Here is an 11,679-nt window from a genome sequence, read left to right as displayed (position 1 = left end):
AAAAACATAACGTTGCCTGGTTTGGATGCTTTTTGCCTTATGAAAATCCCGAAATAGCCATAGCCGTCGCGATTCCCAAGGGTCGTAATTCAAGCAATGCAGCCAGAGTGGCACGGCGGATAATCGAGGAGTATTACAGGTTGAAAAATACGCAAAGTCAATTTGATACCGTAAATGAGGTAAACCACTTAAGACAGTAAACATTTTTATGTTTCTTGCAGGATTTTTGGTTTACTTGGCGAATATTGGAGGATGTAACATTTAATGCTGTGGAGGAACGTAAAAGATGAGCCAGAGTTCGGTGGTATTTAAAGGGGTAAAAAGAGGCATAAAGGTCTATATTGACGCTAATTCCGATATGGAGCAGATCATGGATGAGCTTGAGAGAAAGATAAAGGGCAGCAAGCATTTTTTCGTGAACTCACAGATAAGCTTGATATTTACCGGCAGGAGGTTGACGCCACAGCAACAGCAGAATATTGTCGATTTAATTTCCCGGGAAATCGAAGTTGGTAGTATTACGTTTGAGATGGCGAATAACGGGCTTCCTTCAGTCGATCATTTCGAATGTTTCGACGGAATAGAAGAAGGCATGACGCGATTTGTAAGAGGAACGGTGCGAAACGGACAGAGAATATACTATGAGGGTAATGTGGTTGTCATCGGCGATGTTAACCCGGGAGGAGAAATAATTGCTGGAGGAAACATCCTGGTCATGGGGACATTGAGGGGGGTGGCCCATGCAGGGGCCACCGGCAATCACAATGCAGTGGTGGTGGCCTTCAGCCTTCAGCCCACACAGGTGAGAATTGGAGGCATCATTGCAAGGCCACCAGAAGATGATGACGTAAAGCCTTCTTATCCCGAAATAGCCTATGTGAAGGATAATGTTTTAGTAATAGAGCCTTATTTACCGGGGAGAGGGAAGTAGTATATAATGTAAAAGATGGCTGTAGTTGCTATCATAATCTTGTTACCGCAAATCGGTTTCTGTGTAAGTGGTGATGTGTTAAACTTGGTTTGATGTGGAAGTCAGGATAAAAGATATATAGGGGGAGTGGACACATATGGGAGAGGTAATAGTGATAACATCGGGGAAGGGAGGGGTCGGCAAGACCACCACAACGGCCAATATAGGAGCGGCTTTAGCGCTGTCAGGTAAGAAAGTGGTGCTGGTAGACGCCGACATAGGCCTTAGAAACCTGGATGTGGTCATGGGGTTGGAAAACAGGATCGTTTACGATTTGGTGGATGTGGTGGAAAAGGTGTGCAGGCTGAAGCAAGCCCTCATAAAGGACAAGCGTTTCGAAGGGCTATATCTGCTTCCGGCTGCCCAAACAAAGGATAAGACGGCGGTATCGCCGCAGCAGATGCAGGAGTTATGCGAGCAGTTAAAAGAGGAGTTCGATTATGTGCTTATCGATTGTCCGGCCGGTATTGAACAGGGATTCAAAAATGCTATAGCCGGAGCCGATAGCGCAATAGTGGTTACCGTGCCAGAGGTGTCGGCTGTCAGAGATGCCGATCGCATAATTGGCTTGCTTGCCGCTAACGATCTTATGGACCCCAAGCTGATAATAAACCGCATCAGGATAGATATGGTAAGACGAGGAGACATGATGAACATCGACGATACCATTGATATACTGGGAGTGGACCTGCTTGGGGTGGTGCCTGACGATGAGAAGGTGGTCATATCCACCAACAAGGGCGAACCTGCGGTGCTGGACGAGGATTCTTTGGCAGGACAGGCTTATAGAAACATCGCTAGGCGATTGATGGGCGAAAATGTGCCTATCATGGATTTGGACATGGATGAGGGCTTTTTGGCGAAGCTCAAACGGTGGTTTAGCATGGGAAAGAAGAGGTCCTATTAGTGAGGGGGATTTAAATGATCGATTTATTTAAGTTTTTTGGGAAAGGGGAAAGCAAGAGCAAGGATATTGCCAAAGAGAGGCTTAAACTGGTGTTGATCCATGACCGTGCCAATATTTCACCTAAGTTTCTGGATATGATCAAGGATGATATCATTAAAGTTATATCCAGCTATATGGAGATAGAGGAGGCTGACCTAGACATACGGTTGTCCCGTATACCCCAGGATGATGATACATACAGTACTGCCCTGGTGGCAAATATTCCTATAAAAAGGGTCAAAAATATAGGCCCTAATAGGGGTTAGAGGTTGCAGTGCGCAATCTCTTTTTTTATATGTGCCCATATGTTATAATAGTGACGATGGTGACTTTGAGAGCATGTACATGTAAATGGGGGACGTAGATGTTTGACAAAAAGCTCATTAAAAATTTTGACTTTTTGATATTGATCTTGATATCCTTGCTGGTGGGCTTCGGGTTAATAGGCATTGGTGTGGCCATGAGGGAACCCGTTCAAGACGATGAATATCGCCTATTTGACATGATTGGAAACTTTAACTTGCATTACGTCAAGCTGCACCTGCTATGGTTTGGCGTTGGGCTTGTGGCCATGTTGGTAGTGCTCAGCGTCGATTATCATCTCTTTGCTGAGATGTCGCCATATATATATTGGACGGTAGTGGCTATGCTGCTCTATGTGTTCTTTAGAGGGCATATTGCCGGCAATGCGCGTAGCTGGATCAGCTTCGGGTCGTTTTATATGCAGCCATCAGAGTTTGCTAAGATATCCATGATTATATCTCTGGCCAAGGCCATAGCTAAGAAGAAGGATGAGGGAGAAGGCCTGAACAGCATAAAAGACCTTTTGCCATTGCTGGGAAGGCTTGTTATTCCATTGGCGCTCATTATAGACCAGCCCGACTTTGGTACGGCTATGGTGTTTATAGCCATATTTTTTGGGATGATTTTTGTCGCGGGTATCAGCTATAAGCTACTGCTGGGTACAATTGGAGCGGGGGTTGCAGCCGTGCCGCTTATGTGGTATGGCCTGCTATCGGACACACAGAAGAACCGCATACTGGTGTTTTTGAATCCCGGCATGGACCCATTGGGGGCCGGATATCATGTCATTCAGTCCATTATCGCCATAGGTTCCGGCAGAATATGGGGTAAAGGGATTTTGACCGACAACACTTTAAGCCAGCTCAATTATGTGCCGGCCAAAAATACCGATTTTATTTTTTCGGTTACTGTAGAAGCCCTTGGCTTCGTAGGAGGAGCTATAATAATATGCCTGTATCTCTGCTTGATATTGAGGACCATATATTTAGCAACCAAAGCCAAGGACAACTTTGGCAGCTTTTTGGTCATTGGTGTGGTGTCCATGATGGTGTTTCATATATTCGAGAATATAGGCATGACCATAGGTTTGATGCCGATCACCGGGATACCCCTTCCATTCATGAGCTATGGCGGAAGCTCAATGATTACCAATATGATCGCATATGGTTTGGTGCTCAACGTGGGTATGCGCAGGCAAAAGATAAACTTCTAAAGGCAAAGTGAGTTCGTTCAGGGGGTAAAGGACAGATGAGGTATTTTAAAATCATAAACCTGGTCCCCTCCCAATATACTTGTATTGATGAGGAGGGGATGATGTTTGGAAGCGGGGAAAGGGGTTTACGTAAAAAAAGGACTCAGACCGGTTAGACGACGCAGGCTGGATTTGCCTGTCTCACGCCCTGTGCGCCGAAAAGCTTTATACGGGAGAACGGGGACTTCGGATGACCAGCATAAAACGGCCGTATTGATAGTCAGGATGTCGATAGTGGCCATCATTATTGTAGTAGTGATGCTACTCAAGAGCATCGATACTCCCATCACCAAGTGGGCCGTTGACAGAATTCGCGATGCCATAACCTATGACTTTGATATAGACGAGTCGCTGGGAAAGCTCAAGTTCGTGGGCGACTACCTGCCGAGGATTAAGGCGGTGTTTAACCAGCATCAGGCCCAAAATGGAGAGGAGGCCGAAGAAGAAGTCAAGAGAGAATATGAAGGGGCATATCAGCCTGTCCTTGTTGCTCCCGCTGAGGGAAGGGTGAGTGGATTTTTTGGTCAGATTTACGACGATGAAGGCAAAAAGGTGACAAATCAGGGGATAGATATTCTGTCGCAGCAGCAAGGATGGGTTTATGCGGCCCACGATGGAAAGGTCGTCGCCATTGGGGAAGACGGGCCTTATGGCGCATATGTAAAGGTTGACCACGGCGGAGGATGGGTGGCTTTATACAGCGGATGCGAGGACATACAGGTGCAGGTGGGAGCTTCAGTAAAGCAGGGCGATAGAATATGCAAGATGGGCAAGGACCCCTCGGAAGGGTACAGGCTGCATTTTGAAGTCTGGCATGGCGATCAGCCGGTAGATCCCCTCAAGCTCATTCAAGAGGATAACAAGGTGTTTCAGTGAAGCGTGATAAGTACTGTGGCCATGAAGCTGGGTACGCTGTTTGGCATAGACATATATATAAACAAGTTGCTGGTTATACTCATCTGTATAGCCATAGTATTAGGAGAGGGGACCAAGCTGACCGTCATATTTTTAGTGGTATTTGTACACGAGTTGGCCCATATGGCCATGGCCAGGGCATTAAATCTGAGGGTGAGCGAGATAGAGTTGCTGCCTTTTGGCGGCGTAGCCAGGATCGAGAGCTTTTTTGAAATCAACCCGCGATATGAAGTATATATAGCCATCGTCGGCCCTATGTCTAACGGGCTGTTGGTACTGGGCTGCATGGCTTTGAAAAATATGGGACTTATTCCCCCCAGGGATTATGATTTTTTTATTCAGGCCAATCTGATGCTGGCCGGCTTTAATCTGCTTCCAGCTTTTCCGCTGGATGGCGGTAGAATCCTGCGCGCCATCCTTTCTAGAGAGCTGGGGATAAAAAAGGCCACCAGGATTACTACCATAGGCGGGTTTGTATTGGCTTTATTCCTTGTCATGACCGGAGTATATGCCCTCTACTACGGGGTTTTTAACCTTACCCTGTTTGTCATGGCAGGGTTTTTAGCATATTCGGCGGTAAAGGAAAACAGGATGGTCACCTATGTAATGGTAAGGGATCTCACCTATAAGAGGGACATCTTGATCAGAGAAGGAGCCATCCAATCGAGGGAACTGGTGGTGTTGTATGATTTGCCGTTGAGGGATGTGATAAGGAAGTTTGTGCCCCATCGATATCATACCATCGTGGTAGTTGACGAACGGCTGAGGCCCAGGGGCTATTTAACTGAAAAGGATATAGCCGACGGCCTTATGGATTATGGGCTTAATGTGCCAGTGTCTAGGTTGCTTGCACAGCCCAGCCGCAAAAGAGGGGTTAATGGAGAGGCCAGAAGTTGAGGGCAATTTTTTGCTATCAGTGGTGTTACAGCAAAGCGGGAGCTGAGGTAGCGGCCAAGGCTGGGCTATCTAAAAAGCATGGCTTGTTTCTTGTGGCGGTACCAGCTTCCCGGTTAAGGGAATGGTAAATGGCTGCAGGGTAAGAATATATGATGTGTACGGGGTTTGTTGAGTAGGTTATGCACAGTATATTGTATCAATGGGAGGCACTGTGTGGATGGACAAGTCTATATTGGACGAGATACTCAGGCAGGTTACTAAGCCTGTTAGATATATGGGAAATGAATACAACATGGTTGAAAAGGACCCTTCAAAGGTGCTGATACGGTTTGCTTTTGCCTTTCCGGATGTGTATGAGGTGGGCATGTCCCACCTAGGGATGAAGATACTGTATCATCTTATGAACGATAGGGAAGATACCTATTGTGAGCGCGTGTTTGCGCCATGGACCGACATGGAGCAGCTGATGAGGGAGAAGGGGATTCCGCTTTTTGCTCTGGAAAGCAAAGATCCCATTGCCGAGTTTGACTTTGTGGGCTTCACCCTCCAGTATGAGATGTGCTATACGAACGTGATAAACATGCTTGACCTGGCAGGGATTCCGCTCCGGTGGTGGGAAAGAAATGAGCATCACCCCTTTGTCATCGCAGGAGGCCCTTGCGCATATAACGTCGAGCCGCTGGCCGACTTTTTTGACCTGGTGGTTATGGGGGATGGGGAAGAGGTAATAAACGAATTGTTGGATGCCTATCGGCAGTGGAAAATTCACGGCGGCAGGCGCCAGGATTTTTTGGTGGCAGCTGCTCGTATACCGGGGGTTTATGTGCCGCACTTTTATAGCGTGGAATATAACGATGATGGTACCGTCCGCTCCATTAAGCCCAATCGGGAAGGGATACCGGCCGTCATCCAAAAGCGGGTGGTGAAAGACCTTGATAAAGCTTATTATCCCGAAACCATGATAGTGCCGTATATGGACATCGTCCATGATCGCGTCATGTTGGAGGTGTTCAGAGGTTGTACGCGCGGGTGCAGGTTTTGCCAGGCGGGCATGATATACCGCCCGGTGAGGGAGCGTTCGGTTCCCAGGCTTATGGAGCTGGCGGAGAAGCTCATTAATAATACGGGCTATGAGGAGCTGTCCCTTTCTTCCTTGAGCACCAGCGATTATTCCGATTTAGAGAACCTGGTAAAGCAGCTCATGGAGCGCTTTGCGCCGCAAAAGGTGTCTTTTTCGCTCCCGTCGCTGCGCATCGACTCCTTTGCCAGGGAGCTCGTTGAAGAGATGATAAAGGTGCGCAAGGCGGGTTTGACCTTTGCTCCCGAGGCCGGGACCCAGAGGCTTAGGGATGTTATCAACAAGGGGGTTACCGAAGAGGACCTTATAAACAGCGTTAGGCAGGCCTTTGAGCTGGGATGGGATACCGTAAAGCTGTACTTCATGATAGGATTGCCTACCGAAACCCAGGAGGACCTGGAAGGTATTGCCGATCTGGCGAGAAAGGTAAAAAGCTGCTATCTGGACGTAACCGGAGGACAAAGGGCCAGTAGATTGAGGATAACCGTCAGCGTGGCATCATTTGTTCCTAAGCCTTTTACTCCATTTCAATGGGTTGCCCAGGATACGGTGGAATGCATGAACCAAAAGATTGACTTTCTCAAGGACAAGCTGAGGATCAAATCGGTGGAGTTTGACTGGCATGATCCGCGGCTGAGCTTTTTGGAAGCGGTGTTTGCCCGAGGCGATCGCAGGCTGGGCGAGGTGCTACTAAGGGCATGGCAGATGGGCTGCAAGTTTGACAGTTGGGCAGAACATTTCAAGTATGATACCTGGCTAAAGGCTTTCCAGGATGCCGGCATAGACCCAGGGTTTTACGCCAATCGGGTAAGAGCCAAGGAGGAGGTATTGCCCTGGAGCCACATCGATGTGGGGGTCACGCCATCCTTCCTGTGGAGGGAGTATCAAAAGGCGTTGAGGGGCGAGCTAACGCCTGATTGTAGGACCAGGTGCTGGGGCTGCGGCATTACAAGGTTGGAAGGAGGGCTGTGCCAGTGAGGCTGGTGGTAAAGTATGCCAAGCAGGACAGGGTAAAGTATATATCCCACTTGGACCTCATGAGGACACTTCACCGAGCCTTAAGGCGCGCCGGCATACCCGTAGCCTTTTCACAGGGGTATAACCCCCAGCCCAGGGTTGCCTTTGCGCCTCCGCTGTCGGTGGGGATGACCAGCCAGGGCGAATACATGGATGTGATGTTGACTTCAGGCATGAGCCCCCAGGAGTTTTGTCAGAGGATGAATGGCGTACTTCCGCAGGGGATAGCCATGCTCAAGGCGGTGGCCATCGACGAATCGTTCCCCTCGTTGATGAGCATGATCGAAAGGGCGCTTTATCGTATTTCCCTAAATACTTCTGGTTTGCCGATAGAAGGGGTATTGAAGGATTTTCTATCTCGGTCAGATATCACCATAACAAAGAGGGGAAAAAAGGGCGAGCGCATTGTAAACATCAGGCCCATGATACATCGCTTGGAAATAGTTGACCGGGATGAACAAAAGGTAATAATGGAAGCCATGCTGAGCGCTGGCGGCAGGGAATCTTTAAATCCCGGGCAGCTGGTGCATTTGTTGCTAGAATCTGCCGGCGTGGTAGAAGGCTCTTGCTGTTTGCCGGATATCCATAGGCTGGATATGTTTTTGCGGAAGGGGAATAGATGGATAACCCCACTGGAATTGGGAGAGGATGATGGATGTGGCCAAGCAGATTGTGGTGGATATTCACTATGACCAGACGCGGGTGGCGGTGCTGGAGGATGGAGACCTTGTGGAGTTCTACATGGAGGACGATGAAAAGCAGGGGCTAGCGGGGAATATATACCGCGGGCGCGTGACCAATGTGCTACCGGGCATGCAGGCTGCTTTTGTTGATATAGGGCTGGAGAAGAACGCTTTCCTATATGCGGGGGATATAAACGTTGACAATACGGTGTTTGATTTTGGGGATAAGAATGGCGGCAAGGTGATTAAGAACATTTCGCTGCGGGACATCATTAGGGAAGGCCAGGAGATAACGGTACAGATTTTGAAAGAGCCCATGGGAACCAAGGGTGCCAGGGTCACCACGCACGTCACCCTGCCGGGCAGGTATGTAGTGCTCATGCCTACCTTGAACTATGTGGGCGTTTCCAGAAGGATAGAGGATGAAGAGGAGCGCCAACGCTTGAGAAGAATTGCCGAGGCTATTAAACCCGAAAATATGGGGATCATAGTGAGGACTGCAGCCAAAGGCAAGCAGGCCGAGGACCTTATGCCCGACATAGAGGTACTGTGCAGGTTATGGGAGGGGATCAAGGAAAGGGAAAAGCATGGTGAGGTGCCCCGACTCCTGCATAAGGATGAAAGCCTCCTTTATCGCACGGTACGCGATATATTCTGCTCCGATGTGGATAGGCTAATCATAAACGACTATTATCATTACCAAAAGGTAGTTGAACTGGTCAAGGCCATTTCGCCGCCGCTCGTTGATAGAGTGGAGTATGTCGACGCTCAGAGGAACCTGTTTGAGATTTACGGCATTGAGGAAAAAATCGAAAAGGCCATCCAGAAGAAGGTGTGGTTAAAAAGCGGTGGATACATCGTAATAGATGTAACGGAGGCTTTGACGGTTATAGATGTCAATACCGGCAAGTTTGTCGGCAAGGCCAACCTGGAGGATACGGCCTTCAGAACAAATCTGGAAGCCGCCGAAGAGATAGCGCACCAGATACGGCTGCGCGATATAGGTGGCATAATAATCATAGATTTCATCGATATGTCGGAAGAAGAGCATAAGAAGAAAGTGCTGGAAGTCCTGGAACAGGCCTTGAAAAAGGACCGTACCAAGACCAATCTGATAGGGCTGACGGGGCTGGGGTTGGTGGAGCTGACCCGTAAGAAGGTGCGTCCCAGGCTTTCGACGGCTTTTTTGAAACCCTGTCCTTACTGCAACGGGACGGGAAGGGTATACTCCGAGGCCACCGTCATAGCCAAAATAGAAAAGGAGCTGGAAAGGCTATTTAGCGTTCATGATGCCTGGGGAGCCCTGGTGGAGGTACACCCCTGCGTAGCCCGAGCATGGGAAGAAGATAAAGAAGCTCTGGAACAGCTGGAGACTACCTTTAAAAAGAAGATATGCATTAGAGCCGATGACAACCTCCACGTTGAAGATAGTAGAATACAGCTGCTTAAAGGCCCGGGGGATTTAGAAAAAACCGTTCGTTTTTCTTAAACGATGGTTTAAGGAGGTCCGGCGGGGCGTTTCCGAGGGTGCATTTATGTGTGTCTTTGCATGAGGCGTGTGAGAGCTGACCGGCGGCCTTTTTTTATTTTTGGAACAAAAAACGGCCTTTTGAGCAAATAAGGATAATCGTACAGAATATAGCCAAAATCGGTTTTTGTAACATTTTAATAAATTTTTGCTCAAGGAAAACAGCAAACTGGCAATTTTTATTATTGCTAATTGATTTTGTAAATGTTTAAATATAAACTATAAAAAGGGGTCCTACATGCCAATGACGGGGAGGCACAGCGATGGGCCACAGCAGTAAAAGCTTTACTTCCGGCGAGGGGATGACAGCTCATAACCGCCAATTTAACCAATTAGCAAAAGGGTGTAATTTTTATGAGCCAATCGGAATTGTTATACGAATATTTACGGGAATACTTTGGGTATGATGACTTTCGTCCCGGACAGCGCCAGGTGGTAGAGACCATACTTCGAGGAGAAAATGCTGTGGTGGTATTTCCAACCGGGAGTGGAAAGTCGCTGTGTTATCAACTTCCAGCCCTAATGTTTGCGGGTACCACCTTGGTCATATCGCCCCTTATTTCGTTGATGAAGGACCAGGTGGATCAGCTAGGGCAACGGAGTATCCCTTCTACCTTTATAAGCAGCATCCTCTCGGAAGAGGAGCTTGCCGGGCGCATGGACAACCTAAGGCGGGGGAAATATAAGATAGTATACATTGCCCCCGAACGTTTTTATTCAGAAGGGTTTATTGATGCTTTGAAAGGCTTGAATGTGCCGTTTGTAGCGGTGGATGAGGCGCACTGCATATCCCAATGGGGCCACAATTTTCGTCCGGCTTATTTAAAGATCAGGGATTTGATACAGCATTTGGGCACCCCGATTGTGGCAGCCTTTACTGCCACCGCCAACCGTCGCGTGCAACAGGATATAATCCGATTGCTTAATTTGAAAAACTATAAGCTGTTTGTAAGCGGCTTTGATAGGCCCAATCTGGAGTTCAGGGTGGAGAGACCTCGGGATAAAGAAGGGTTTGTTATAAAGTATGTCAAGAGAAATTTGGGCAAGGCGGGCATCATTTATGCCGCTACCAGGAGAACCGTTGAGGACCTCTATAACCTGCTCATCAGCAAGGGCATACCGGCTGGCATGTATCATGCAGGGCTGAGCAGCCGGGATAGGGTTGTGGCCCAAGAGGACTTTGTCCAGGGCAGGACATCAGTTATGGTGGCCACCAATGCTTTCGGTATGGGTATAGACAAAAGAGATATAAGATATATAATACATTACAACATGCCTAGGTCTTTAGAGTATTATTATCAGGAAGTGGGCCGGGCCGGAAGGGATGGCAAGCTGGCCTGTTGTATCCTTCTGTATTCAGAAGAAGATTATCACCTCAATCGGGCTCTTATAAATATCAATTATCCTCCGGTGGGCCTGGTGGAAAACCTATACAAAAGGGTGCTTGAGGCAGGGGCCAAAGGGATAGCACTGGAGGCCCTCCTTAAAGGCAATATATCAAAGCAAATCCTGCATAGCGCTGTACGAAAGCTCATTGAATATAACTACGTAAAGCTAAAAAACGGAGTCGTATACCCGTTTTTAAATGACAGGAAGTTTGAGCTTACCCAGGAGGAGATAGACTGGCATAAAAAAGTGGAGCTTGAAAAGCTGGATAAGATGGTGGAGTACTGTTTAAGCAAAAGATGCTTGCGCTACAATATCCTCGAGTATTTTAACGAGCAGCCCACATTCACCAAATGCGGCAACTGCAGCGTTTGTGGTTCGGCCGCCGATGGCACCAAGAGAAAGTTCATAGACGACTTGCTGAAGGGCATACTGAATGTCCAGGGAGATGCCTGTAATGCCGAAAAGGATGCTAAGAAAGATGAGGCGTTGCTGGACATCCTCAAGCAGGTGCGGGATAGAATTGCCAGAAAAGCAGGGGTGCCGCATCAGGCGGTATTTGACGACAATATCCTTGAGCGGATGGCGGCTTTAAAGCCGGTCACCAGAAAACAGCTTCTCAAAATTGATGCCGGTATAGAGCAGCGCAAAATCGAGCTTTTTGCCGATGAATTTCTGCTGGAGATACACCGCTATCTCCGCAA

10 protein-coding genes and 1 pseudogene are annotated in these 11,679 nt (G+C 48.1%); all 11 read left to right on the top strand.

Going from position 1 to position 11,679, the window contains the following annotated elements; translation table 11 throughout:
* A pseudogene (locus FWJ59_RS05210) lies at nucleotides 1–200 on the top strand (hypothetical protein); the annotation flags it as partial.
* An 86-nt stretch (nucleotides 201–286) separates the two neighbouring features.
* On the top strand, nucleotides 287–931 hold the full coding sequence (gene minC / locus FWJ59_RS05205; RefSeq protein ID WP_414480925.1) for a septum site-determining protein MinC: 645 nt from the start codon (nucleotides 287–289) through the stop codon (nucleotides 929–931).
* Nucleotides 932–1,067: 136 nt separating this feature from the next.
* A complete protein-coding gene (minD, locus tag FWJ59_RS05200; RefSeq protein ID WP_414480924.1) occupies nucleotides 1,068–1,877 on the top strand; it encodes a septum site-determining protein MinD in 810 nt (269 codons plus the stop codon).
* A 14-nt stretch (nucleotides 1,878–1,891) separates the two neighbouring features.
* Nucleotides 1,892–2,182: a cell division topological specificity factor MinE gene (gene minE, locus FWJ59_RS05195; protein ID WP_414480923.1), complete on the top strand. Its 291-nt coding sequence runs from the start codon at nucleotides 1,892–1,894 to the stop codon at nucleotides 2,180–2,182.
* 98 nt (nucleotides 2,183–2,280) lie between these two features.
* The gene (gene rodA, locus FWJ59_RS05190) at nucleotides 2,281–3,432 is read left to right on the top strand and encodes a rod shape-determining protein RodA (protein WP_414480922.1); all 1,152 of its coding nucleotides are present in this window, start codon (nucleotides 2,281–2,283) and stop codon (nucleotides 3,430–3,432) included.
* A gap of 105 nt (nucleotides 3,433–3,537) precedes the next feature.
* Nucleotides 3,538–4,347 carry a murein hydrolase activator EnvC family protein gene (locus FWJ59_RS05185; RefSeq protein ID WP_414480921.1) on the top strand — a complete coding sequence of 270 codons (810 nt, stop codon included), beginning with the start codon at nucleotides 3,538–3,540 and terminating at the stop codon, nucleotides 4,345–4,347.
* Between the two features lie 3 nt (nucleotides 4,348–4,350).
* Nucleotides 4,351–5,283: a site-2 protease family protein gene (locus tag FWJ59_RS05180; protein ID WP_414480920.1), complete on the top strand. Its 933-nt coding sequence runs from the start codon at nucleotides 4,351–4,353 to the stop codon at nucleotides 5,281–5,283.
* A gap of 217 nt (nucleotides 5,284–5,500) precedes the next feature.
* Entirely contained in the window at nucleotides 5,501–7,339 is a 1,839-nt protein-coding gene (locus FWJ59_RS05175) for a TIGR03960 family B12-binding radical SAM protein (RefSeq protein WP_414480919.1), read from the top strand.
* Nucleotides 7,336–8,070 (top strand): TIGR03936 family radical SAM-associated protein, encoded by a 735-nt coding sequence (locus FWJ59_RS05170; RefSeq protein ID WP_414480918.1) that lies wholly within the window; start codon nucleotides 7,336–7,338, stop codon nucleotides 8,068–8,070. Before FWJ59_RS05175 ends, FWJ59_RS05170 begins: the two co-directional genes overlap by 4 nt.
* A complete protein-coding gene (locus FWJ59_RS05165; protein WP_414480917.1) occupies nucleotides 8,036–9,550 on the top strand; it encodes an Rne/Rng family ribonuclease in 1,515 nt (504 codons plus the stop codon). The genes FWJ59_RS05170 and FWJ59_RS05165 overlap by 35 nt, the downstream gene beginning before the upstream one ends.
* Before the next feature lie 393 nt (nucleotides 9,551–9,943).
* On the top strand, nucleotides 9,944–11,679 hold a 1,736-nt coding region (locus FWJ59_RS05160), incomplete at its 3' end, for a RecQ family ATP-dependent DNA helicase (RefSeq protein ID WP_414480916.1).

The sequence above is a fragment of the Caldicoprobacter sp. genome (genome assembly GCF_047459465.1).
In the GTDB taxonomy this organism is placed as follows: domain Bacteria; phylum Bacillota; class Clostridia; order Caldicoprobacterales; family Caldicoprobacteraceae; genus Caldicoprobacter.
Note: the sequence above shows the minus strand (reverse complement) of the source record. Positions and strands in the feature narration are given on the sequence as shown.

Bases quoted from the DNA above. Each gene is read 5' to 3' on its own strand.
- minD (WP_414480924.1), top strand. From the start codon at position 1,068: ATGGGAGAGGTAATAGTGATAACATCGGGGAAGGGAGGGGTCGGCAAG.
- rodA (WP_414480922.1), top strand. From the start codon at position 2,281: ATGTTTGACAAAAAGCTCATTAAAAATTTTGACTTTTTGATATTGATC.
- minC (WP_414480925.1), top strand. From the start codon at position 287: ATGAGCCAGAGTTCGGTGGTATTTAAAGGGGTAAAAAGAGGCATAAAG.
- FWJ59_RS05175 (WP_414480919.1), top strand. From the start codon at position 5,501: ATGGACAAGTCTATATTGGACGAGATACTCAGGCAGGTTACTAAGCCT.
- minE (WP_414480923.1), top strand. From the start codon at position 1,892: ATGATCGATTTATTTAAGTTTTTTGGGAAAGGGGAAAGCAAGAGCAAG.